Annotated in this window: 23 protein-coding genes and 1 tRNA gene; 15 read left to right on the top strand and 9 right to left on the bottom strand. The window is 60.7% G+C overall.

Annotation, left to right across the window (positions count from 1 at the left end):
• Positions 1 to 47 precede the first annotated feature (47 nt).
• From mutY to mutM, 3 genes are read right to left on the bottom strand one after another with little or no spacing between them, the layout of a single operon-like run.
• Positions 48 to 1,232 carry an A/G-specific adenine glycosylase gene (gene mutY / locus FH061_RS10025; protein WP_151635517.1) on the bottom strand — a complete coding sequence of 395 codons (1,185 nt, stop codon included), beginning with the start codon at positions 1,230 to 1,232 and terminating at the stop codon, positions 48 to 50.
• 6 nt (positions 1,233 to 1,238) lie between these two features.
• Positions 1,239 to 3,176 (bottom strand): dynamin family protein, encoded by a 1,938-nt coding sequence (locus tag FH061_RS10020; protein WP_192804991.1) that lies wholly within the window; start codon positions 3,174 to 3,176, stop codon positions 1,239 to 1,241.
• A 48-nt stretch (positions 3,177 to 3,224) separates the two neighbouring features.
• Positions 3,225 to 4,046 carry a bifunctional DNA-formamidopyrimidine glycosylase/DNA-(apurinic or apyrimidinic site) lyase gene (mutM, locus tag FH061_RS10015; RefSeq protein ID WP_151635515.1) on the bottom strand — a complete coding sequence of 274 codons (822 nt, stop codon included), beginning with the start codon at positions 4,044 to 4,046 and terminating at the stop codon, positions 3,225 to 3,227.
• Positions 4,047 to 4,247: 201 nt separating this feature from the next.
• On the opposite strand from mutM, the gene FH061_RS10010 reads away from it, so the two are divergent.
• The 11 genes from FH061_RS10010 (at position 4,248) to FH061_RS09960 (ending at position 14,854) form a co-directional block, all read left to right on the top strand.
• Complete coding sequence (locus FH061_RS10010) at positions 4,248 to 6,062, top strand: tetratricopeptide repeat protein (protein ID WP_225984580.1); 1,815 nt, start codon at positions 4,248 to 4,250, stop codon at positions 6,060 to 6,062.
• Positions 6,059 to 6,688, top strand: a complete 630-nt coding sequence (gene lolB / locus FH061_RS10005) for a lipoprotein insertase outer membrane protein LolB (RefSeq protein ID WP_151635511.1) — start codon at positions 6,059 to 6,061, stop codon at positions 6,686 to 6,688. The genes FH061_RS10010 and lolB overlap by 4 nt, the downstream gene beginning before the upstream one ends.
• The gene (gene ispE / locus FH061_RS10000) at positions 6,673 to 7,542 is read left to right on the top strand and encodes a 4-(cytidine 5'-diphospho)-2-C-methyl-D-erythritol kinase (protein WP_151635509.1); all 870 of its coding nucleotides are present in this window, start codon (positions 6,673 to 6,675) and stop codon (positions 7,540 to 7,542) included. Before lolB ends, ispE begins: the two co-directional genes overlap by 16 nt.
• 56 nt (positions 7,543 to 7,598) lie before the next feature.
• Positions 7,599 to 7,675: transfer RNA gene (locus FH061_RS09995), tRNA-Gln, on the top strand.
• A 99-nt stretch (positions 7,676 to 7,774) separates the two neighbouring features.
• On the top strand, positions 7,775 to 8,725 hold the full coding sequence (locus tag FH061_RS09990) for a ribose-phosphate pyrophosphokinase (protein ID WP_151635507.1): 951 nt from the start codon (positions 7,775 to 7,777) through the stop codon (positions 8,723 to 8,725).
• A 150-nt stretch (positions 8,726 to 8,875) separates the two neighbouring features.
• Positions 8,876 to 9,478, top strand: coding sequence for a 50S ribosomal protein L25/general stress protein Ctc (locus tag FH061_RS09985; protein WP_151635505.1), 603 nt, complete (start codon positions 8,876 to 8,878; stop codon positions 9,476 to 9,478).
• Positions 9,479 to 9,700: 222 nt separating this feature from the next.
• Positions 9,701 to 10,276, top strand: a complete 576-nt coding sequence (pth, locus tag FH061_RS09980) for an aminoacyl-tRNA hydrolase (protein ID WP_151635503.1) — start codon at positions 9,701 to 9,703, stop codon at positions 10,274 to 10,276.
• Positions 10,273 to 11,367: a patatin-like phospholipase family protein gene (locus FH061_RS09975; protein WP_151635501.1), complete on the top strand. Its 1,095-nt coding sequence runs from the start codon at positions 10,273 to 10,275 to the stop codon at positions 11,365 to 11,367. Before pth ends, FH061_RS09975 begins: the two co-directional genes overlap by 4 nt.
• Before the next feature lie 70 nt (positions 11,368 to 11,437).
• On the top strand, positions 11,438 to 12,529 hold the full coding sequence (gene ychF, locus FH061_RS09970; RefSeq protein WP_151635499.1) for a redox-regulated ATPase YchF: 1,092 nt from the start codon (positions 11,438 to 11,440) through the stop codon (positions 12,527 to 12,529).
• Positions 12,530 to 12,640: 111 nt separating this feature from the next.
• Positions 12,641 to 13,492: an MOSC domain-containing protein gene (locus FH061_RS09965; RefSeq protein ID WP_151635497.1), complete on the top strand. Its 852-nt coding sequence runs from the start codon at positions 12,641 to 12,643 to the stop codon at positions 13,490 to 13,492.
• A gap of 270 nt (positions 13,493 to 13,762) precedes the next feature.
• On the top strand, positions 13,763 to 14,854 hold the full coding sequence (locus FH061_RS09960; RefSeq protein ID WP_151635495.1) for a GGDEF domain-containing protein: 1,092 nt from the start codon (positions 13,763 to 13,765) through the stop codon (positions 14,852 to 14,854).
• A gap of 12 nt (positions 14,855 to 14,866) precedes the next feature.
• On the opposite strand, the gene FH061_RS09955 is transcribed toward FH061_RS09960, so the two are convergent.
• From FH061_RS09955 to FH061_RS09935, 5 genes are all read right to left on the bottom strand, one after another.
• Positions 14,867 to 15,139 carry a YfhL family 4Fe-4S dicluster ferredoxin gene (locus FH061_RS09955; protein WP_151635493.1) on the bottom strand — a complete coding sequence of 91 codons (273 nt, stop codon included), beginning with the start codon at positions 15,137 to 15,139 and terminating at the stop codon, positions 14,867 to 14,869.
• A 67-nt stretch (positions 15,140 to 15,206) separates the two neighbouring features.
• Entirely contained in the window at positions 15,207 to 15,701 is a 495-nt protein-coding gene (coaD, locus tag FH061_RS09950) for a pantetheine-phosphate adenylyltransferase (RefSeq protein ID WP_151635491.1), read from the bottom strand.
• 42 nt (positions 15,702 to 15,743) lie between these two features.
• Positions 15,744 to 16,415 (bottom strand): 16S rRNA (guanine(966)-N(2))-methyltransferase RsmD, encoded by a 672-nt coding sequence (rsmD, locus tag FH061_RS09945; RefSeq protein WP_151635489.1) that lies wholly within the window; start codon positions 16,413 to 16,415, stop codon positions 15,744 to 15,746.
• Entirely contained in the window at positions 16,405 to 17,736 is a 1,332-nt protein-coding gene (locus FH061_RS09940) for a M16 family metallopeptidase (RefSeq protein ID WP_151635826.1), read from the bottom strand. The genes rsmD and FH061_RS09940 overlap by 11 nt, the downstream gene beginning before the upstream one ends.
• 17 nt (positions 17,737 to 17,753) lie before the next feature.
• Positions 17,754 to 19,136 (bottom strand): M16 family metallopeptidase, encoded by a 1,383-nt coding sequence (locus FH061_RS09935; RefSeq protein WP_151635487.1) that lies wholly within the window; start codon positions 19,134 to 19,136, stop codon positions 17,754 to 17,756.
• Between the two features lie 151 nt (positions 19,137 to 19,287).
• Between FH061_RS09935 and ftsY the strand changes: the two genes are divergently transcribed.
• The 4 genes from ftsY (at position 19,288) to rpoH (ending at position 23,254) form a co-directional block, all read left to right on the top strand.
• Entirely contained in the window at positions 19,288 to 20,517 is a 1,230-nt protein-coding gene (gene ftsY / locus FH061_RS09930) for a signal recognition particle-docking protein FtsY (RefSeq protein ID WP_151635485.1), read from the top strand.
• On the top strand, positions 20,514 to 21,200 hold the full coding sequence (locus tag FH061_RS09925) for a cell division ATP-binding protein FtsE (protein ID WP_151635483.1): 687 nt from the start codon (positions 20,514 to 20,516) through the stop codon (positions 21,198 to 21,200). The genes ftsY and FH061_RS09925 overlap by 4 nt, the downstream gene beginning before the upstream one ends.
• Complete coding sequence (locus tag FH061_RS09920; RefSeq protein WP_151635481.1) at positions 21,197 to 22,120, top strand: cell division protein FtsX; 924 nt, start codon at positions 21,197 to 21,199, stop codon at positions 22,118 to 22,120. Before FH061_RS09925 ends, FH061_RS09920 begins: the two co-directional genes overlap by 4 nt.
• A 237-nt stretch (positions 22,121 to 22,357) precedes the next feature.
• Positions 22,358 to 23,254 carry an RNA polymerase sigma factor RpoH gene (rpoH, locus tag FH061_RS09915; RefSeq protein ID WP_151635479.1) on the top strand — a complete coding sequence of 299 codons (897 nt, stop codon included), beginning with the start codon at positions 22,358 to 22,360 and terminating at the stop codon, positions 23,252 to 23,254.
• 164 nt (positions 23,255 to 23,418) lie between these two features.
• Here rpoH and FH061_RS09910 read toward each other — a convergent pair whose 3' ends face one another.
• Positions 23,419 to 24,048, bottom strand: coding sequence for an SCO family protein (locus tag FH061_RS09910; protein ID WP_192804990.1), 630 nt, complete (start codon positions 24,046 to 24,048; stop codon positions 23,419 to 23,421).
• Position 24,049: the final 1 nt, after the last annotated feature.

Raw genomic sequence — 24,049 nt, 5'->3', positions numbered from 1 at the left:
GGATTCCCGGGCTCGGTTCCCGCTTTCATCCCGCTCCGGCACCCGACTTAGGACAGCAGGTCCGGCTCGCCGAATATCGCCAGCAGCAGTTTTTTCACCGGAGCAGGCAATGCCGCATCGGCCAGGCGGTCGACCGGATACCAGACACGGCTGTCCTCTCCCGCAAATTCTCGACGGCTGTCCAACCGTACATGATATGGCCATACATGCAGCTTGTAATGCGTGAACACATGGGTGAAAGGCTGCAGTCTGTCGAAGGACCGGGGCGATCCGTAATGCGCTGCCGCCGGCGCAAGACGCTCTTCCCTCTCTGTCGCGCCCACGTCGTCCGGGTTGAGAACATCGGTTTCGGGAAGCGACAGCAGGCCTCCCCATATGCCGCTGTCAGGACGCCGCTCGAGCAGGACATGAGTGCGGTCGGCGATGACCAGCATCGTGATGCTTTTTTCAGGCACCGCCTTCTTCGGCTTCCGTGTCGGCAGCAGGTGGGTACGCCCGGTCGCTCTCGCCACGCACTGGCCGGCCAGGGGGCAGCGTTCGCAAGCCGGCTTGCCGCGTGTGCAAAGCGTGGCACCGAGATCCATCAATCCCTGCGTATAGGCGCCAATATCCTGCTCCGGCAGCAGGGCCACGGCGCGCAGCCATAGCTGATCCTCCACGGGTTTCGCCCCGGGAAAGCCGTCGATGCCGAACACCCGGCAGAACACCCGCTTGACGTTGCCGTCCAGAATAGCTGCGCGCGTGCCGTAGGCAAACGCGGTGATCGCTGCCGCGGTGGAACGGCCGATTCCCGGCAGTTCGGCGAGCAGTCCAGGATCGCTCGGAAAGACGCCGCCATGGTCGGCAACCACACGCTGGGCGCAGCGGTGCAGATTGCGCGCGCGGGTGTAGTAGCCAAGGCCGCTCCAATGCGCCATCACGTCTTCGGACGGCGCCTCTGCCAGGGCCTGGACATTCGGAAAGCGCTCAAGGAAGCGCCGGTAATAGGGAATGACCGCCGCGACCTGCGTCTGCTGAAGCATGATTTCGGACAGCCAGATACGGTAGGCGTCATGAGTATTTTGCCAGGGCAGAGCATGCCGTCCATGCTGCTTCTGCCAGCGAATGACCGCCTCGGAAAATGCCGGATCGGAGTAATCGACGGCATGGCCCGGGTTCTGGGCCGTGGTTCGGGACCGGGCCCGCTTCGCGCCGGACGCAGACCGGTCCGGCGCTGTGACAACTTGCTTCATTCTGTCCTAAGCCGCAGCTTTCAATACCGCCAGTTCCGCGACGATGGCGCCTCTAAGTTCGGATTCAAGCAGCGAAAGCGTCTTTTTGCGGGTGTCCAGATCGGCCTGCATCTGTTCCAGGGCTTCCACCTTTTCTTCCAGGCTTTCGGTTGCCATGTGAATCCGCTCGATCGATTGCCGACGCTTCTTGAGCTGCGCCTTGTGCTCCCAGATCTGCGCTTCGAGCGGAGCCATCACCACTTTCAGCCAGGCTTCGACATCGCGGTTCGCCTGCAGGAAGCTTTGCCTGACGCGTGACGCGATCGAATCGAAGAACTTGGTCATCAGCACGACCTGCGGGGTCGTCAGGATGGCGGCCGTTCCGAACTGCTTGTGATACACGCCTTCGATCAGCTCGATTTCCTTGAGATACTTGTCGAGCGAAAACGGCATCGGCGCGGACAAGGCCAGACCATGTTCCGTCGAAAACTTGCGGTACATGATCGTCATCATTTCGCTGATTTCCTCGGTCTTGCGGCCCGACGCGAAGATATTGTTGCGAATGCGGGCGAAAAATTCCCGCACCGCCGCACGCAGGCCGGTGGAAAATCTGCTCTTTTCCATGGCTTCGCGGGTGAGCGCAATGTCTTCCTTCAGGATGTCCATGCCGAGGCTGGTGAAGACTTCGGTGGACAGCCGGGTGAAGACGGCGCGCGTGCCCTGCAATTTGAGCAGGCTGCTGTCGAAATCCTTCTTTTCCAGATCGACGCGCTTCATCATGTGTTCGATGATGTTCTGGTTCTTGCCGCGCAGGCTCTTGAGCTCGACCAGCTGTTCGACCACGTTGCGGGAACGCGAGGCCAGCAGCGCCTGCTTGGCGGCGGCCATTTCGTTGAGGTCCGTCAGCAGCTGCTCCCGCACGATCTCCTGCTTGCTGGGAATGAGCTCCGCGGACAAGGCCGACTCCAGCTGGGGCAGGCGGCTTTTCGCCAGCAGCGCCGGATCATGGTTGACCTTGCCGACCAATCCCTTTTGCGCAGAAATCGGAAATACCTGATCGCCGGCGAGTCCCAGGGTCTGCGCCACGGTGTCGACCTGGCGCGCAATCTGCTGCTCGATTTCGCCGGCACTGCGCAGCTCGTCCCACATGCTGTCGATCTTGTTCAGCACGACCATGCGCGCCGGCCCGGAACCGATATGATCGCGCCAGACATCGATATCGCTCTTGGTCACGCCGGTATCGGCAGCAAGGATGAACAGCACCGCATGCGCATTCGGAATCAGGTTCAGCGTCAGCTCGGGCTCGGTACCGATGGCATTGAGCCCTGGGGTATCGATGATTACCAGGCCCTGCTTGAGCAGCGGATGCGGGAAATTGACGATGGCATGGCGCCATTGGGAAATCTCGACCATGCCGTTCTGGTCCAGGGAAAGCGATGCGTCGGGATCGTCCTCCTGGTACAAGCCATAGCGCTTGGCTTCCTCGACGCTGACACGCTTGGTCAGGCTGACCTGCTTGAAGGCTTCCAGCATGCCTTCACCTGATGAAATATCGAGCGGAAGCACGGTCCAGACGTGGCTCTGATCTTTGAAATCACTGGTGGAAGCGGCTTCCGCTCGGGTTTCGATCGGCAGCAGGCGGATCGATGGCGGAAAGGTTTCGTCATACAGAAGCTCGGTCGGACACATCGTGGTGCGTCCGGCCGACGATGGCAGAATGCGCTGGCCATAATCGGCGAAGAAGATGGCGTTGATCAGTTCCGACTTGCCGCGGGAAAATTCGGCGACGAAGGCAATCGACAGCTTGTCGTCGATCAGCCGCGTCTGCAGCCGCGCAAAGCGTTGGTCGCTGGCGGCATCCGCCAGATCCGATGCGCCGACGCATGCGCGATAGCGTTCCAAGGAAGCGAGCACACCGTTGCGCCAGCTGCTGTACTCTTGGAAGCGTTGTACCAGTTCACTCACAGTTTCCCCAATTCATCTGAGTTGTAGCCAAGAATCTAGCACCCGCGACTACTTTTGACAATTTGGGCAATAAAAAGTCGAGCGCTGACCTTGTTTCAGTTGGCGAATTTCGACACCGCAATTCCGGCACGGCTGCCCCGTCCGGTCATAAACGAAATAGGTTTGCTGAAAATAACCGGGCTGGCCGTCGGCCGCCATGAAGTCGCGCAGCGTGCTCCCGCCCTTCTCTATTGCGGCCGCGAGCGTTTCGCGTATGGCGATGGTCAGTTTTTCATAACGCGCCATGCCGATCCGGTGCGCTGGCGTCTTCGGATTGATCCCCGCCTTGAACAAACTTTCCGATGCATAAATATTGCCGACGCCAACCACGATGTCTCCCGAGAGCAACACTTGCTTGATCGGCGCACTGCGCTTGCGGGTCTGGCGATAAAGAAGCAGCGCGGAAAACGCATCTTCCAACGGCTCCACTCCCAGTCCGCGCAGCAGAATATGCTCGTCCACCGCACCTTCATCATGCGCATGCCAGAGCACGGCGCCGAAACGCCGCGGATCGGTCATGCGCATCACCTGATCGCCGACAAGCAGGTCGAAATGGTCATGCTTTTGCGGCGGCTCGCCGACTTGCAAGATGCGCAAGTGCCCCGACATGCCAAGATGGACGATCAGCGTTCCATGATCGAACATGATCAGCAGGTATTTTCCGCGACGGCCGGTTTTGAGGATGCGCCGGCCGTGCAGCATCTGCGCGAGGCCTTCGGGAAAGGGCCAGCGCAGCCCGGTATGGCGCAGCGTTACGCCCGTGACCGTGCGGCCTTCCAGATGCGGAGCGACGCCGCGCCGCGTGACCTCGACTTCGGGTAATTCAGGCATGGTTGGAAAGACTCTTTGTAGAAAGACAAATTTGTTGGGGAACAAGCATGTTATGACTAGACTCAGTCACTGGTATTTGGGGACGTCGCCGCCAAATGAAAGCTTGCCGCACACCTGGGTTTTTTCTGGATTCATGTATCGGGCAAATAATGCAAGCTTGGGCGTAGAATTGGAATCTGCTTGATTAGCCGGGAATATCCCTTGAAAAACACTCTTCTTATTGTAACTCTGTCGATTGCGCTGTCGGCCTGCGCTACCGGCGGAATGAATGCGCCCGCGGCATCGGCGCCTGCGGGAGCTCCCGCCTCCGTTCCGACGGCGGATGCTGCCGGGGTGAGAAAGCCTGCCGTTGCGGCACGCCGGACAGCCAGCAGCTCCGCCGAGCAGAACGAGGAAGAAGGCTTGCCGTCGGTTTCGCTTACCGACGATCTGCTCTACAAACTGCTTGCATCGGAATTCGCCTTCCAGCGCGGCGAATGGCAGACCGCCTATGTCACCACTCTTGGCGCAGCGCAGCAGACCCGCGACCCGCGCCTGGCCAAGCGTGCTGCCGAAATCGCCTTGAGTGCCAAGCAGACGGACGAAGCCATGAATGCCGTTAGGTTGTGGCGCAGCCTTGCGCCCAATTCCGACGAGGCGACGCAGTATTACCTGAGTTTCATCATCCTCGGCGACAATCTCGCCGAGGCCAAGCCGATTCTTGAACAGCGATTGAAGGAAGCCCGTCCGCAAACGCGCGGACTGCTGGCTTTCCAGATGCAGCGCCTGCTGGCCCGCGCCAAGGACAAGGCAGCCGCACTGGCCTTGCTGGATGAAGTGCTGGCTCCCTACCTCGACATGCCCGAGGCGCATCTCGCGCTGGCCCAGGGCGCATTCGCGGCCGGCGACAACCCGCGCGCGCGCAGAGAGGCGCAACTTGCTCTCAAGGCCAAGCCGGACTCGGAAATCGCAGTGCTTGCCCTGGCGCAGGTAACGCCGGACAAGAACGAAGCGGGAAAGATTCTCCAGGACTTTATCGCCAAGAACCCGAAAACCCGGGAAGTGCGTCTGGCTTATGCCCGCATGCTGGTCGAGCAGAAGGAGTATGCCAAGGCGCGCGGGCAGTTCGAAGCCTTGCTCAAGGAGCAGCCACAGGATCTGACCTCGCTGTATGCGCTTGGCGTACTGGAAGTTCAGGCTAATGAACTGAAAGCCGCAGAGCAGCACCTGACCACTTATCTGAAGGTATTGGCGGCCAATCCGGATGAAGAACGCGACTCATCCCAGGCCCTGCTTCTGCTTGCGCAAATCGCCGAGGAACGCAAGGACACCGAGGGCGTGCTCAAATGGCTGTCCCAGATCGAACCCGGCGAGGCTTATCTCAATGCGCAGATGAAACGCGCCCAGGTCATTGCAAAGCGCGACCTTCCGGCGGCGCGCAAGCTGCTGCGTGAACTCAGTGTCAGCGGGGAACGCGAGCAGGGCCAAGTATTGCTGGCCGAGGCGCAATTGTTGCGTGATGCAAATCAGTCTCAGGAGGCAATGAAAGTATTGCAGGAAGGGATCAAGCAATTCCCCGACAATACCGACCTGCTCTACGACTACGCCATGCTTGCCGAGAAAAACAGCCAGTGGGACACGATGGAAGCATCGCTGCGCAAGATCATCCAGTTGGCGCCGGCCAATCACCATGCGTATAACGCCCTGGGCTATTCGCTGGCCGAACGCAATATCCGTCTTGAAGAGGCTTATACGCTGATCGACAAGGCATTCAAGCTTGCGCCGGACGATCCTTTCATCATGGACAGCATGGGATGGGTGCAATTCAGGCTCGGAAAACTGAAGGAAGCCGAAGCCCTGCTGCGCCGCGCCTACGAGATACGCCCGGATGTCGAAATTGCCGCCCACCTCGGTGAGGTTCTCTGGGTCAAGGGGCAGCGCGCCGACGCCGAAAAACTCTGGCGCGATGCCCGCAGCAAGGATCCGCAGAACGATACGCTCAAGAGCACGCTGGCGCGGCTTAACGTAAGTCTATGACATTGCTCCCTCACTGGCAGCGCACACTGACGGTGGCGCTGCTGCCGCTGCTTGCCGCTTGCAGCAGTCTTGCCCCGCTTCCGTCCGCAGCACCGGTGGCTTCCCAAGCCGCCGAGCGCCGCCTTGCCGAGAATATTGAACTGGGAGGACGCCTGTCCGTTCGCTACCAGGGGCCGCAGAAGGAAGAGGCGGTGCATGGCAGCTTTACCTGGACGCAGGCGCCTTCGCAAACCAGGATTACCCTGCTCTCGCCGCTGGGGCAGACCATTGCGATCATCGATGTGTCGCCGCAGGGCGCCAGCCTCAGCCAGGCCGGACAGCCTGTGCGGCGTGCAGCCGACGTGGATGCACTCACTGCCCAGACGCTCGGCTGGCCTTTGCCGGTTGCCGGGCTGCGCGAATGGCTCCAGGGCATTGCGCACTCCGCCTCCGGACAGCGTTTTGTTGCCACGCCGGAGGCAAGCGAGGTCACCACCCGGGACGGCTGGCGGATACGCTATGCAAACTGGCAGCCGGACACCTCCTCGCCGCAGGCAAGGCCAAAACGTATCGACCTGGTTCGCAACACCCAGCAGGCCGGCGAGGTTTCCATCCGCATCGCAATCGACTCATGGCAAGAACACTGAACAACTGCCCGGCCCCCGCAAAACTCAATCTTTTTCTGCATGTGATCGGGCGCCGGGCCGACGGCTACCATTTGCTGCAGACCGCATTCCAGCTGCTGGATCGTGGCGACATGCTGCATTTCACGGTGCGCACCGACGGCGAGATACGTCGCACGACAGAGGTGCCGGGAATTCCGGAGCACGAAGATCTGATCACGCGCGCCGCGCGCCTGCTGCAATCAGCGACAGGCACATCCCTTGGCGCAGACATCGGCATCGACAAACTCTTGCCCATGGGCGGAGGCCTCGGAGGCGGCTCCTCCGATGCGGCAACGACGCTGATTGCGTTGAATCACCTGTGGCAAACCGGACTGGACCGCCGTGCATTGATGAAGCTCGGCGTGCGCCTGGGCGCCGACGTGCCCTTCTTCATCTTCGGCACCAATGCGTTTGCCGAAGGTATCGGAGAGGAACTGACGCCTCTTCATACCCCCAAACTTTGGTACATTGTCATCGAACCTGGTATCGTCTCTCCGACCGCAGCGATATTTTCCGATCCGGAATTGACAAGAGATACGAAAGCCGTCAGAATAACGGACTTTCCTGAAGCGACAAATCAATTCGGGAAAAACGACCTGCAAGTCGTGGCGACCAAGCTGTTTCCGCCGATTGACGAAGCACTGCAATGGCTACGACAATATGGCGATGCAAGAATGACTGGTTCGGGTGCATGTGTGTTTTGCGCCTTTTCGCAAGAGCATGAAGCTGATGAAGTTCTTCAGGCTGTTCGAAAAACCGGACTTTCGAGCTGGAAAGCATGGAAGGCGCAAGCGATCGAGCATCACCCGCTCTCGCATTTGCTGGGTCAGGAGTAGGTCAGAATTCGTTCAATGTTGCCAAGGCATCGGCAGCACTGAGCAGCAGGTTGCGTAGGGGAGTCGCCAAGTTGGTCAAGGCACCGGATTTTGATTCCGGCATTCGAAGGTTCGAATCCTTCCTCCTCTGCCATTAAATACAGAAGAAACCATAAGCCGCCAACGCAAGACGACACGTCAAAGCCTTGGCGGCTTTTCAAATTTTTAACCCTATCTTTCACCTAGGTGTTCCATGGCGCTTGAAAACCTGATGGTCTTTACCGGCAACGCAAACCCGGAGCTGGCCGCGGGAGTGGCCAAGCAGCTTGGCATCCCGCTGGGCAAGGCTGTCGTCTCCAAGTTCTCCGACGGTGAAGTGATGGTGGAAATCAACGAAAACGTCCGCGGCAAGGATGTGTTCGTTCTGCAGTCGACCTGCGCTCCCACGAATGACAGCCTGATGGAAATCATGCTGATGGTCGACGCTCTCAAGCGCGCATCGGCAGGCCGTATCACCGCAGCGATCCCCTACTTCGGCTATGCGCGCCAGGACCGCCGCCCGCGTTCCGCCCGTGTCGCGATCTCCGCCAAGGTGGTTGCCAACATGCTGCAGCAGGCCGGAGTCGAGCGCGTCCTGATCATGGATCTGCATGCCGACCAGATTCAAGGCTTCTTCGATATCCCCGTCGACAATATTTACGCATCCCCCATCCTGCTGTCCGACCTGGTGGCAAAAAGCTATGACGACCTGCTGGTCGTGTCGCCTGACGTCGGCGGCGTGGTACGCGCCCGTGCGCTGGCAAAGCGCCTGAACTGCGACCTCGCCATCATCGACAAGCGCCGTCCGAAGGCGAATGTCTCCGAAGTGATGCACATCATCGGTGAAGTCGAAGGCCGCAACTGCGTCATCATGGATGACATGGTCGATACCGCCGGCACCCTGACCAAGGCGGCCGAAGTGCTGAAGGAGCGCGGCGCGAAGAAGGTGGTTGCCTACTGTACCCATCCGGTACTGTCGGGCCCGGCCATCGAGCGCATTGCCACCTCCCCGCTTGATGAACTGGTCGTCACCGACACCATTCCGCTGACCGCCGCTGCCAGGGCTTGCCCGAAGATCCGCCAGCTGACCGCCGCGGAACTGCTGGCCGAAACATTCAAGCGCATCACCAAGGGCGACTCCGTCAGTTCGCTCTTCATCGACTAAGCGCCAGGCAAGAGCACGCAAGAGCAAGTACCAATCAAGCGCTAAGCGCTCGGAATTTCCCTGCACCCGAACGGGTTGCAGGTTTTTACGTTCCCTGGTCGCGGGGAACGTCAACGCAAGGCATTGCCTTGCTATTACTGGAGTATAAAAATGAAAGTTGTTGCATTCCCACGCAAAGAGCAGGGGTCCGGAGCGAGCCGCCGCCTGCGCAATGCTGGCCAGACACCGGGCATCATCTATGGTGGCACGGCTGCACCGGTCGCTATCGCTCTCGATCACAACGCGCTGTTCCACGCCCTGAAGAAAGAGGCATTCCATTCCTCGATCCTCGACATGGAAATCGATGGCAAGGTCGAGAAAGTCCTGCTGCGCGACTTCCAGGTGCACGCATTCAAACAGCTCGTGCTGCACGCTGACTTCCAGCGCGTTGACCAGAACCAGAAGATCCACGTCAAGGTGCCGCTGCACTTCGTGAACGCTGAAATCTCGCCGGCCGTCAAGCTGTCCAGCGCAGTGATCAGCCACGTGATGAACGAACTCGACGTAAGCTGCCTGCCCGGCGACCTTCCCGAGTTCGTCGAAGTCGACCTGTCCAATGTCGAAGCAGGCGCATCGGTTCACCTGTCCGATATCAAGCTGCCGAACGGCGTTACTGCAGTGCTGCATGGCCAGGACAATCCGACCATCGCAACCGCAAGCATCCCCGCCGGCCAGGTTTCGGCTGACGACGCTGCCGCAGGCGAAGCGAAGTAATCGGCTATTGCCGTATCAAGAAAACCCTGCCCTTGCGGCAGGGTTTTTTGTTTCTCCCGATATTTCCACCGCTTGAATCCGCAGTGTATTTATCCGGATGCCTGTCCTTCATCCTCGGCTGATTGCATTGGACGATCGCAGCCGACTTCCCCGATAATCGCACTTTTCATTCCGCGCCGACGTGCCGTCAGAACCCGATCGACGACATGAGCGCCCCGAAGCATGCCTATCCGCCTGATTGTTGGTCTCGGAAACCCGGGCCCCGAATATGAACAGACACGCCACAACGCCGGCTTCTGGCTGGTTGACCAGCTGGCCGGAAGCCGGTTGACGCGAGAGTCGCGTTACAACGCCCTCGCCGCGAAAACCAGCATTGCGGGCCAGGAAGTCTGGCTGCTCGAACCCCAGACATTCATGAACCGTTCCGGCCAGTCCGTCGGCGCGTTGGCGCGCTTCTACAAGATCGCGGCCGATGACATTCTCGTCGTCCACGACGAGCTTGACCTGCCACCGGGAGCGGCAAAAATCAAGAAGGGCGGTTCTTCCGGGGGGCACAACGGATTGAAGGACATTACCGCGGCACTCGGCACCCAGGATTATTGGCGCCTGCGTATCGGCATCGGCCATCCGCGCACGTTGAACCTGCAGCAACCGGTGGTCGACTTCGTGCTGCATCGTCCGCGCAAGGACGAGCAGCCGCTGATCGATGAAGCCATCAGCAAGAGCATCGATGTCATTCCCATGCTTTGCGAAGGCAAGTTCGAAGCGGCGATGATGAAGCTGCATTCCGCGAAATGAACCCGCTGGTCATCCATGCGGGCACAAAGGCATTGTCGCATCTGCGTACGCATGGATTGCGCGCCCAGGATGTGGCCATCGTTCCCGGCGCCGCAGGCGGCCCCAAGGGACTGATCCTGCAAAAGCTTGACCAATGGCTGTTCGGCAGCTGGCTGCCATCCGCGCCGCGCGAACGCACCCTGATCGGCGCATCCATCGGCGCCTGGCGCATGGCCGCAGCCTGCCATCCCGAGCCGGTGGCGGCATTTGAGCGCCTGGCGGATCTGTATTGCGAACAAAGCTATCCGCGCCGTCCGTCGGCGGCGTATGTGACAGAGACTTGCAACAAGGTTCTTGCCGGTCTGCTCGACGGCCAGGAGGAAGCAGTGGCTTCCCACCCGTTGCACCGGCTGCAGATCCTGGTTTCCCGGGGGCGCGGCCTGCTGAAGACGCCCAGCCGCCGGTTTGGCATCGGCGCCGGTTTCGGCCTTGCGGTCCTTGGCAACCTGACCTCGCGCTCGGAACTTGCCCGCCATCTTGCCCGCGTGATCGTCGGCGACCAGCGCGATCCCGCCTTCTGGCTCAAGGCGAAATTCGACGCCTTCGACACCCGGTTCGCCCCTCTCTCGCCGGAAAACCTGCATTCCGCGTTGCTGGCGTCCGGCACGCTGCCCTTTACCATGGAGCCGGTGCGCGACATACCCGGGGCGCCCGCCGGCACTTATTGGGACGGCGGCCTGATCGATTACCACCTCGCGCTGCCGTATTCCCGGATCGCGCACAATCCGGAGGGAGGCCTGGTCCTCTATCCGCATTTCACCGACCATATCGTGCCCGGCTGGCTGGACAAGTCCTTGCCGTGGCGGCGCGTGCATCGGGGGCCGAATCGCGACTGGCTGGAAAATGTCATCCTGCTCTCGCCATCGCAGTCGTTCCTGCAGACCCTGCCTCTGGGAAAGCTGCCTGACCGCAATGACTTTCATTACTACGGCCTGAATCATGCCGCCCGCATTCGCAACTGGAAGCTGGCCATCAGCGAAGGCGAACGCCTGCGTGACGCTCTGGCAAGCTTCATCGAAAAACCGGACCCCGCCCTGGTCCGGCCGCTATGACACACGCTTGGCAAGCAACAGGCTACGGTAAAATACCGGGTTAATTCATATACTTAGCGAAGTACACATCATGAGTCTCAAATGCGGCATCGTCGGCCTGCCTAACGTCGGCAAATCCACCCTGTTCAACGCGCTGACCAAAGCGGGCATCGCTGCGGAAAATTATCCCTTCTGCACCATCGAACCCAACGTCGGCATCGTCGAAGTGCCGGATCCCCGCCTCAAGCAGCTTGCGGAAATCGTCAAGCCGGAGCGCATCGTGCCGGCCGTGGTCGAATTCGTCGACATCGCGGGCCTTGTTGCCGGCGCTTCCAAGGGGGAAGGCCTGGGCAACCAGTTCCTCGCCCACATCCGCGAGACCGACGCCATTGTCAACGTGGTGCGCTGCTTCGAGGACCCGAACGTCGTGCACGTGGCAGGCAAGGTCAGCCCGCTTGACGATATCGCCGTGATCCAGACCGAGCTGGCGCTGGCCGACATGGGCACCGTCGAGAAGGCCGTACACCGCGAAAACAAGAAAGCCAAGTCGGGTGACAAGGATGCGGTCAAGCTGGTGACGTTGCTTGAACGCATCCTGCCGGAACTCAACGATGCCAAGCCGGTACGGGCAATGGGTCTGGACGCCGAGGAAATGGAACTGATCAAGCCGCTCTGCCTGATCACCGCCAAGCCGGCCATGTACGTCGCCAACGTCTCGGACACGGGTTTCACCAACAACCCGCTGCTCGACCAGCTGAGCGCCTATGCGAAGGAACAGAACGCGCCCATCGTTGCCATCTGCGCTGCCATCGAAGCTGAAATCGCCGACCTGGAAGATGAAGACAAGGGCGCCTTCCTCGCCGACATGGGCATGGAAGAACCCGGCCTGGACCGCCTCATCCGCGCCGGATTCAAGCTGCTCGGCCTGCAGACCTACTTTACCGCCGGCGTCAAGGAAGTCCGCGCCTGGACGGTTCCCGTGGGCGCCACCGCACCGCAGGCGGCCGGCGTGATCCATACCGACTTCGAACGCGGCTTCATCCGCGCGCAGACCATTTCCTTTGAAGACTTCATCGCGTTCAAGGGAGAACAAGGCGCGAAGGAAGCGGGCAAGATGCGCGCCGAAGGCAAGGAGTATGTCGTCAAGGATGGCGACGTGCTGAACTTCCTGTTCAACGTCTGACCAACGCCTGATATTTCGGCGAACCGCCCGGCGGGCTGAGATACAGCCTGTCCGGTGCGGTCGCCGCAGCAGGCCCTATCCGTTCCATCAGCCCTAGCACTACTCGCCCCCATGCCGATCCTTACCGAACTGAACCTGTACCCGATCAAGTCCTGCGCCGGCATCTCGCTGCGCGAGGCCACCGTGACCGCAGCCGGCCTGATGAGCGAGCACATCTACGATCGCGAATGGATGGTGGTCGATGCGCAGGGAAACTTCATGACGCAGCGCGACTTTCCTAAAATGGCGCTGATCACGCCGCGGATCAAGGCCGATACGCTGGAACTGCGCGCGCCGGGCATGCTGCGCCTGGAAGTGCCTCTCGGCCTGCCCGACCCGGAAGAAGAAGAGACCTTGACCGTCAAGGTCTGGGATGACGCCGTGCAGGCCTATGACTGCGACGAAGTGACGGCTACCTGGTTCTCGAAATTCCTCGGCGTGCCCTGCCGTCTGGTACGTTTCCATGCCGAAGCCAAGCGCCTCGCGAACGCGAAATGGACCAATGGCGTCGAGGCGCCCACCCTGTTTTCAGACGGCTATCCGCTGCTGGTGATTTCGCAGGCCTCGCTCGACGACCTGAACGGCAAGCTGCAGGCCCAGGGGCGCGCCGCATTGCCGATGAATCGCTTCAGGCCGAACATCGTCATCGCCGGTATCGAGGCCTTCGAAGAAGATTATGCCGAATCGTTCAATATCGGCAACGCGGTGCTCAAGCCGGTCAAGCCGTGCCCGCGCTGCCCGATGCCCTCAATTGACCAGTCGACGGGCGAATTCGGACCGGATCCGCTCGATGTCCTCCAGGTTTATCGCGCCAACCCGCGGGTCGACGGCGGGATTACCTTCGGCATGAACAGCATCCTGCTCGAAGGCGAAGGCCAGTTGCTGAAGGTCGGCCAGGAGGTCGGCCTTGCGCTGGCGTTCTAGCCATAGAACGGATTGCGGATGAATATAAGGTCGTTTCGGCCTGGCTTGGCGCAAGGTAGCGTTGATCGTCGCTGGTGTGGCCCGCCACACGGCGCGTCTCCCGCCTTGCCCTGCGTCCCAAGACAAACCGATTCTTCCTTACGCCCGCCCGCAATCGGCTCCAGTCTCCGCCGTGCCGAAGCCTTGTGGCCTCGGGCATAGCGCGATACCATGCGGAAATATTTCGGACGCGGCCTTACCATGCCATAGCCCTGACAGGGAGCTTCGCCAATGATGCAAGATCTGGTGCTTGAAAACCGGAGGCTGCGCGAGCAGCTGGCGCAGCTATTGGCACAGGCGCAGCAGAATCAGGACATCCTGCAGCGGCATCAGGCTTTCGATCTGCAATTCATCTCGGCCGACAGCTTTCGCGAATTGCTCGACACGGTGTTCCATACCTTCGCGACATCTGCCGGGCTCGAAGTCGTTACCCTGTCCCTGCTCGACCCGGATTACGATATCCGCCGCATCCTGGTCGACCTCGATATCCGCCTGACCGAATTGCCGCACCTGTTGTTTCTGCAGGAAGAATCCGAATTCGGCGAACTGGCGGAACGCCTTGCCAGACCGGTACTTGGCACCTATGTCGAGCAGCTGCACGGCTGCATGTTTCCCGAACCGATCACCCCGCCGGCCAGCGTGGCGGTACTGCCCCTGATACGGCATGGCCGGCTGATCGGCAGCATGAACCTTGGCAGTGCAGACGCGGCGCGCTTTGCGCCGAACCTGAGCACGGAGTTCATCGCGCACCTCGCCTCGATCGTCGCCATCTGCGTCGAAAACGTCATCAACACCGAGCGTCTCAAGCACATCGGCCTGACGGATCCACTCACCGGCGTCAACAACCGCCGCTATATCGAGCGCCGGCTGCTGGAAGAGATCGGCCGCTCCCGGCGGCAGGGATACGCACTGACCTGCATGTACATCGACATCGACCACTTCAAGCGGATCAATGACCGCATTGGTCACCAGGCCGGAGATGAAGTGCTGCGCAGCGTGGCGGGGCGGATCAAGGCGGAGCTGCGCCTGAGCGATGCGCTGGGCCGCTTCGGCGGCGAGGAATTCATCGTGCTGCTGATCGATACCGAGCAGGCCGATGCCGTCAATGTGGCCGAGCGCATCCGGCTCGGGATCGCGGAACATCCCGTCATGCTGATCAACGGCGACAAGCTCGATGTGACGGTATCGCTGGGCGTGGCGGCGCTGGAAGCCCAGATGGCCAGAGAAGGTGTGGAAGCCGCCGCGCAAAGGCTGGTCGCGCGCGCGGACCAGGCCCTCTACAAGGCCAAGCAGGCGGGACGCAACCGCGTGATTGGAGCCTAGAGCGTTTTCGCCCTAGCTGGCGTTCGCCTTGGCTTGCGCCTCGGCCTGCAGGCGCTCATATTTCGCCTGCAGCTGCTCCGGCGTCTCCCGCCAGGCCGGATTGAAGGGAATGCATTCAACCGGACAGATCTGCTGGCACTGGGGCTCGTTGAAGTGCCCCACGCACTCGGTGCACTTGTCGGGGTCGATCTCGTAAATTTCCGGACCCATGGAAATTGCATCGTTCGGGCACTCGGGCTCGCACACGTCGCAATTGATGCATTCGTCCGTGATCATTAATGCCATGACAACCTCTTTGGTTGCTGCAGGAGCGCAAGCGCCGGGGCGCTGCCGCTCCCGGCTCCCAAGGCGCTTAGCCTTGCTTGCCGCCTGCAGCCATCTTGTCCTTCAGCCATTTTTCTACCGAAGGGAAAACGAATTTGGAGACGTCGCCGCCCAGCGTGGCAATCTCGCGCACGATGGTGCCGGAGATGAACTGGTACTGGTCGGACGGCGTCAGGAACAAGGTTTCGACGTCCGGCAGCAGGTAGCGGTTCATGCCGGCCATCTGGAATTCATACTCGAAGTCGGAGACCGCCCGCAAGCCGCGCACGATCACGCGCGCATCATTGGCGCGCACGAAATCCTTGAGCAGGCCGGAAAAGCTTTCGACCTGTACGTTGGGATAATGGCCAAGCACTTCGTTGGCGATCGACAGCCGCTCATCGAGCGAAAAGAAGGGCCGCTTGTTCTTGCTGTCGGCAACGCCGACGACCAGCTTGTCGAACAGCCCAGATGCGCGCCGTACCAGATCCTCGTGGCCGCGCGTAAGTGGATCGAACGTGCCCGGATAAACTGCTGTGACCATCTTGGCTCCCTGTCCAGTAACGAAACAAAATTCGAACGCGCATTATGCCTCAATTTCGGGCGCACTATTGCGATGCAGCAAGTGGTAGAACACCATGCCCGCCTTATCCGCCCTGGCGACCGTCCAGCCCTGCAGCCAGTCGGGCGTTTCCTCGCCATCAAGCGGCATTTCAGCTTCAGCATATACCAAGCCGCCATCGGCCAATAGCTGGCTGCACAACGGCAGTATTTTTACGAGCCAGTCCTGGTGATAGGGCGGGTCGAGAAAAATGAGTTGGAAGCGCGCACCGCGCGCCGCCAGTGCCTGAACGGAAGCCAAGGCGTCGCCGCGGCGCACCGTCACCTGACCGGCCTTGAGCCTGTCGGCATTGGCCTCCAGCTGCCGCACCGCCGCCGCATTCCCCTCGATCATGACGACCGATGCCGCCCCGCGGCTGGCCGCCTCGAAGCCGAGCGCCCCCGTTCCGGCGAACAGATCGAGGCATTTGACCGAGTTCCAGGCGCCGTCCAGCAGATGATTCAGCCAGTTGAAGACCGTCTCGCGCACCCGGTCCGGTGTGGGCCGCAGCCCTTCGGCATCGAGCACCGGCAGCGGCGTGCGCTTCCATTGCCCGCCGATGATGCGCACCTGCCGCGCCGGACCGCCCTGCCCGGACCTGGGCGGCGACGACCTGGCGCTTCCCCTGCCGCCGGTTCCCTGAGGCTTACTGGCCATTGCCCACCACCACGGTCGACATCTTGTCCAGCGCCAGCCTGCGATTGAATGCTGCCTTGACGTCGGCTGCAGTCACCTTGGCCACATTGGCGGTCCAGGTGTCGAGATAGTTCAGCGGCAGGTTGTAGAAGCCGATCGAGGCGATGTTATCGAGAATCTTCTTGTTGTTATCGATCCGCAGCGCGAACCCGCCGGTCAGGTTGTCCTTCGCGGCCTTGAGCTCCTGTTCCGTCGGCCCGTCGCGCAGGAAGGCGGAGATTGTATCGCGCACCACATTGAGCGCATTGCCTGCCTGATCCTTCTGCGTCTGCAAGCCGGCCTGGAAGGGACCCGGTTGGGCCATCGGGTTGAAATAGCTGTAGACGCTGTAGGACAGGCCACGCTTTTCCCTGACTTCGCGCGTCAGCCGCGATACGAAACCGCCCCCGCCCAGCGTGTAATTGCCCACCAGAAGCGGAAAATAATCCGGGTCGCCGCGCGCGATTGCCGGCATGCCCAGAAGGATGTGCGCCTGCGAAGCGGGATGCGCGATGTTCTCGTTGCGCGACGGCGGCGGCTCGACCGGCGGCAGCGCCGGCAACGGCGCCCCCTGCGGCAGGCGCACGGTCAGCTGCTGGGCGATCGCATCGGCTTCAGCCCGGCTGATGTCGCCGATGATGGAGACGATCGCCCGGTTCGCGACATAGTGGGTATTGTGAAACGCCACCAGATCGTCACGCGTGATCGACTCCACCGATGGCACCGTCTGCTGCTGGCCGTAGGGATGGCTTGGATACATCAGGCGCCAGAATGCCTTGCTGCCGATCGCCTCCGGCTTGGTGTCCTCCTCCCGGATCGCGGCAATGACACGGGCCTTGTCGCGCGCCAGCAGATTTTCCGGAAAACTCGGATGCGCCAGGATACGCGCCAGCAGGCGCACTGCGGTGTCGCGCTCGGGCTGTGACACCAGTGTGCGCAGCGAGGCGCCCGCGCGGTCCGCGCCCGCGCCGCCGCCGCGCTGCGCGGCGGTATCGGCGAGCGTGTCGGAAATCTGCGCTTCGCTGACCGCCGGTTCCGCGCCCGACGCGGCCGCGGCCGCCGATTCCCGCAAGCCGCGGGCAAGCATCGCATTGGTCAGTTCGGCAACGCCGGCCTTGCCCTGGGGATCGCGCCGGGAACCGGCATCGAATTCGACGCTGAGGTCGAGAACCGGAATGGAATGGCTTTCCACGAACAGGACACGGGCGCCATTGTTCAGGGTCCAGGACTGGATCTGGAGGGCTGCGCGGGCCGGCGCGATGCCGACAAACGCCAGGCTCAATACTAGGAAAAATCGCTTCATCATGTTGGTTTCCGGCATTAGTGACGCAAGCCTTTCGGCGGCGGAGCGGTTTTCTTTTCGGATAGCGGCAGGGGCACCAGGGTGGCAACCGTGAGTGCTTCATCGCCGAAATACTTCTGCGCGACCGCCTGCACCTGTTCGGCGGTGACCGCCCTGAGCTTTTCGATGACGCGGTCGATCTTGGTATGCGACAGGCCGCTCATTTCCATCACGCCGATCTCCATCGCCTGGCCGAAGATGGAATCGCGCTTGTAGATCTGTCCAGCGACGAGCTGGGCCTTCACTCTTTTCAGTTCCTGCTCCGAAATGCCCTCCTTCGCGATCCGCTCGACTTCGGCGCGCAGCAGCTTTTCGAGCTGCTCGGTGGTTGTGCCGTTTGCCGGCGTACCGTCAAGGAGGAAAGTGACGGGCCCGCGCGCCACGTTGGAATAACCGGCCCCTACCGAATTGGCGACCTTGTCGGTGCGCACCAGTTTGGCATTCAGCCGGGCATTGTCATAGCCATCGAGAATCGCAGCCAGCACGTCGAGCGCATGCGATTCATCGTCCTTTTCGACATCGCGCAGGGCCGGCACCTTGAATGCCAGCACGACATACGGGTTTTCCGCCGGCGCCCTGACGACGACGCGGCGCATGCCGCGCTGCTCCGGCTCCTCCTGCGGGCGGGTGGTCGGCACGGCGGCCTTGCGCGCAATCTTGCCGAAGTGCTTTTTCGCAAGCGCCAGCACCTGCTTCGCATCCACATCGCCGGTCACGACCATGACCGCATTGTTCGGGGCATACCAGCGGTCATACCAGTTCTTGGCATCCTGCACGGTCATGCTCTGCAGATCGGCCATCCAGCCGACGATGGGATGATGATAGGGATGCGCCATGAACGCGGTTGCATTGAGAACTTCATACACCTGGGGAATCGGCTGGTCCTCTGTGCGCCAGCGGCGCTCCTCCATGACGACCCGGATTTCCCGGGCGAATTCGTCCTTGTCGAACACCAGGTTGGCCATGCGGTCGGCTTCCAGCGCCATCACGTTTTCCAGCTTGGACTTTTCGATCTGCTGGTAATACGCGGTGTAGTCCTTGCTGGTGAAGGCGTTTTCCCGGCCGCCAAGCGCCGCCACGCGCTGGCTGAACTCGCCCGGCTTGAGCGTTTTCGTTCCCTTGAACATCATGTGCTCGAGCGCGTGCGCCAAGCCGGTGGTGCCGTTCTGCTCATCCATGGATCCGGCCTTGTACCAGATCATATGTGCCACGGTAGGCGCCCGATGGTCCTCCTTGACGATGATTTTCATGCCGTTGTCCAGCATGAACTCCTGCGCGGTACTGGTCTCGGCAGCCACGGAGGAACCGTGAAAGCAACACATGGCCAATGCCGCCAGCATTGAGGCGATCCGAAATTTCATATTCTGTGCTCTGATAAAATACGGAATTGTTTGATGCAGCGACACGCATTCTGTTGCATTTGCGATGTCGCGCATGAGATGTGGTTCCGATTGTATCTTCTTTCGGCGATGCGGCTGTCCGCATGCCGACCGCCCTTCCTTTCCTGTGCCGATGTTTAGTTTCTTCAAGAAAAAATCAAAAGACACCCCTGCTCCCCACGATGCAGCGCCTCAGGACGAAGCAAAGGACTCGGCGACTGCATCCGGCAACGACGGCGCCGATGCCGATGCGTCCTCGCCGGCGACGGCTCCTGCGGAACAGAAGTCCTGGTTCGGCCTGTTCAAGCGCGATGCCGCCCCGGCAGCCGACCAGGCCGATCTGAATGTTCCAGCCGTTGCACCCTCCCCCCCGGCTGTGGAACCGTCAACGGTAGTTGCTGGCGATGAGAACGCTGCGGATGAGGAAGGCGAAATCATTCCGGCGCCGGCCGCAGCGCTCGAGGAAAGACAGTCATGGATGCAGCGCCTGAAGGCCGGCCTGTCGAAAACCTCGACCAGCCTGACGACGCTGTTTGTCGGCGCCAAGATCGATGACGACCTGTATGAGGAACTCGAGTCGGCATTGCTGGTTTCCGATGCCGGAGTGGAAGCAACGCAATTCATCCTTGATGCGTTGAAGAAAAAGGTCAAGAGCGAGAAGCTGACCGATGCGGCACAGGTCAAGGCCGCGCTGCGTACCTTGCTGGTCGACCTGCTGACTCCGCTGCAGAAGCCGCTGGTGCTCGGCCGCCATCAACCGCTGGTCATGATGATCGCCGGCGTCAACGGTGCCGGCAAGACCACCACGATCGGCAAGCTGGCGATGCATCTGCAGTCGCATGGCCAGTCGGTGCTGCTGGCCGCCGGCGATACTTTCAGAGCGGCAGCGCGGGAACAGCTCGCAGTCTGGGGGCAGCGCAACAATGTTTCGGTGATCGCGCAGGAGTCAGGCGACCCGGCCGCGGTCGCTTTCGATGCCGTGCAGTCGGCGCGCGCGCGCGGCACCAATGTCGTGATGATCGATACCGCCGGCCGCCTGCCGACCCAGTTGCACCTGATGGAAGAATTGAAGAAGGTGCGCCGGGTGATCGGCAAGGGCATGGAGTCGGCGCCCCATGAAGTGCTCCTGGTCATCGACGGCAACACTGGCCAGAATGCGCTGGCCCAGGTCAAGGCCTTCGACGACTCGCTTGGCCTGACCGGACTGGTCGTGACCAAGCTCGACGGTACCGCCAAGGGCGGCATCCTGGCGGCCATTGCAAAGACGCGTCCGGTGCCCGTGTATTTCATCGGCGTCGGTGAAAAGATCGAGGATCTGCAGCCGTTCAATGCAGAAGAGTTTGTCGACGCGCTGCTGACATGATCGAGTTTCACCAGGTTTCCAAGCAATACGGCGGGGGTAGCGACGCCCTGTCCGATGTCAATTTGTCCATCGGCGCTGGCGAACTGGTTTATCTTTCCGGCCCGTCAGGCGCCGGCAAGTCCACTTTGCTGAAGATGATCGCTGCCATGGAGCGCCCGAGCACCGGTACGGTTTCCGTCAGCGGACAGGATATCGGCCGGCTCGGCGCGTCCGGCGTTCCCTACCTGCGTCGCAAGCTTGGCCTGATGTTCCAGCCGGCCAACCTGCTCAACGACCGCAGCGTCCTCGCCAATGTCATGCTTCCATTGCTGGTGACCGGCGCAAGCCGGATCGATGCCGACAAGCGGGCGCGTGCCGCGCTTTCACGTGTTGGCCTGGAAGACAAGGCCACGTCGGAACCGCTTGCCCTCTCCGGCGGAGAGCAGCAGCGCGTGGCGATCGCACGTGCGATCGTCAACCGTCCGCAGATCATTCTTGCCGACGAGCCGACAGCCAATTTGGACCGCGGCACCGCCGACAAGGTCATGGATGCGCTGCGGGCATTTCATGAAGCCGGCGTCACCTGTCTGATCGCCACGCACGACGAATCCATCCTGCAGGGAGCCCAACGGGTGATCCGGCTGGAAAAAGGACGGGTCGTCTCCGGTCGGGCGGTGGCAGGCTCCACGGGAGACCTGCCATGAGCTGGCTTGCTCAGCATATTGCCGCGCTCGGCGACGCCATTCGTCATGTCGTCTCGTCGGCGGGCAGTTTCATCCTGAATGTTCTGGTGGTGGCCATTGCCCTTGCCCTTCCCTTTGCCGGATTGACGGTGCTGGAAAACGTGCGGCCGGTGTCCGAACAGCTGGCGGTGGAGCCGGAAATCAGCATTTTCATGTCGATGGATACGCCTCGCGAGCGCTCGACGGCGCTGGCGGCCCAGATTCGCAATGTAGTTCTGGCATCACAAAGCGCTGGCCGGTTGGAATTCATCCCGCGCGAAAAGGCACTGGTATTGCTGAAGGATAAAACCGGCTTGTCGGACACGATCACGGCGCTGGGCGAGAACCCCTTGCCCGATGCGTATGTGCTGAAGTTGTCCGGCGTACAGAATGCGGGGGATGCCGCGCGGGTGGAAATGCTTGCCTCCAAGCTCAAGGCGCTTCCCGGTGTCGAGTATGTGCAGATCGATTCGGCGTGGGTCAAGCGTCTGGCGGCGCTGATGCATGTGTTGCGCCTGGCTCTGCTGTTTCTTGCAATCACGCTCGGCGTTGTGGTCGTTGCCGTGGTGTTCAACACCATTCGTTTGCAAGTCATGACACAACGCGAAGAGATCGCCGTTTCCCGGATGTTCGGCGCGACGAACTCCTTCATTTGCCGTCCTTTCTACTATTCGGGCGGCCTGCTCGGCCTGCTGGCAGGCGCCGTTGCATTGTGCACCGTCGCACTGGCCCTGAATCCACTGAACAACGCCATCACCGAGTTTGCAAGGCTCTATGCATCCGAATTCCGCCTGGTTCCGCTGGATCCTGCAACCCAGCTGGGGCTGCTTGCACTGAGTGCCGGATTAGGACTGATCGGTGCCCTGCTTTGTGTAAGGCGTCATCTCGCGAAGCTGCCGTAACCGGCGGCTTGTTCCCTTTTTTGCGATTCACCGCTTTTTTATTTGATACCTCGCAACTTCCCGCTCCTGCCGTGGCCTAAAGTCTCCTTAGAGAGTTATTCCATATTTGCAATAGAACGGCCCTATGATGGTTGTTGAGAACCACGATTAGCACTCTTGAATAGGGAGTGCTAATATGTCGTTCAAACAGCGGACCGTTCAGCCTTGGGCGGTTGCCGCTCAAAGGAAGGAGAAACGATGAAAGCATCTGCACAGTCTGCACTGGTTCCGGTAAGCAACAACGCGCTTACGCTAGGGTTCTCCGGCAACCTTGGCAACATCGAGGCTTACATCTCCGCAGTCAATCGCATCCCCATGCTCACACATGAGGAAGAAACCCGATACGCGCGCGAATTCCGTGAGAAGAATGATCTCGGCGCGGCACAGAAGCTCGTGCTTTCGCACCTGCGGCTCGTCGTATCGATTGCGCGTGGTTATCTCGGTTATGGATTGCCGCATGCCGACCTGATTCAGGAAGGAAATATCGGCCTGATGAAAGCGGTCAAGCGCTTCGATCCTGATCAGGGAGTAAGGCTTGTATCCTATGCAATGCACTGGATCAAGGCGGAGATGCATGAGTACATTCTGAAGAACTGGCGCCTGGTCAAGGTGGCAACGACCAAGGCACAGCGCAAGCTGTTCTTCAATCTGCGCAGTCACAAGGAAGGCCTCGATGCGATGACGCCGGCCCAGGTGGACGACTTGGCCAAGTCATTGAACGTCAAGCGCGAAGAAGTGATTGAAATGGAAACCCGAATGTCGGGCCATGATATTGCCTTGGATGCGCCGAGCGATGATGAAGACGACAAGTTTGCACCGATCGCCTACCTGTCTTCCGATGCGCAGGAGCCTACCCGGGCGCTGGAAGCGCAGCAGTATGACCGTCTGCAGACGGAAGGTCTTGAGACTGCGCTCGGCAAGCTGGATCCGCGTTCCCGCCGGATCGTGGAAGCTCGCTGGCTTGCAAGCGACGATGGTTCGGGCGCCACGCTGCATGAACTGGCTGACGAATTCGGCGTATCGGCTGAACGCATTCGCCAGATCGAAAGCGCGGCATTGAAGAAGATGAAAGGTACGCTTGCGGCGTACGCCTGAAGCCAAAGCGGCACGGGAAGCCGGGGCGTACCTCGGAACCTGATGCAGGAAACAAAAAGGCGCTCACCCGAGCGCCTTTTCTTTTGCCTTTAACTTTTATTACCCTTTGCGTATTGCCCTTTACTGATCAAGCCACATTCGGGTGACTGGCGCCTGAGCGGCTGTCATGACAACAGCTGTTTCAAGTCATGCACGATGGGTTCCGTCCCTTGGCCATGCCTGACGAACAGCCTGATGCGTCCCTGCGGGTCAAACACATAGCTGCCGGCGGTATGGTCCACCGTGTAGCTGCCCGGCTCCTTGCCCGGCACCTTCTGATAAAACACCTTGAAGTCCTTGGCCACCTTTTCCGTAGCGGCCTTGTCGCCGACGAGTCCGATGAAGCGCTTGTCGAATGCCGGCACATACTTCGAGAGCAGCTCCGGCGTATCACGCTCCGGGTCCACCGTGATGAAAATGACCTGAACCTTGTCGGCCTGCGGTCCGAGCTGCTGCATCACGTTGGCCATTTCCGTCATGGTGGTCGGACAGACATCGGGACACTGGGTATAGCCAAAGAAGACGACCACCGCCTTCCCCTTGAATTCGGCCAGCGTGCGTGTCTTGCCAGTGAAATCGGGAAGCGAGAAATCCTTGGCGTACTCCAGTCCGGTCACGTCCGTATTCTTGAAGCTGGACTGCACCGGAGACAGCAGCATCTGGCCTCCTTCGCTCTGCTTGTCGCAGGCGGAGAGCAGGAGGCCGGCACTGGCGAGGATAAGTGCTGCGACGCGTCGCGGAATTCGATTTGGCATA

Source organism: Noviherbaspirillum aerium (genome assembly GCF_008929045.1).
Lineage (GTDB): Bacteria > Pseudomonadota > Gammaproteobacteria > Burkholderiales > Burkholderiaceae_D > Noviherbaspirillum > Noviherbaspirillum aerium.
This window is presented reverse-complemented; position numbering and strand designations above follow the sequence as displayed.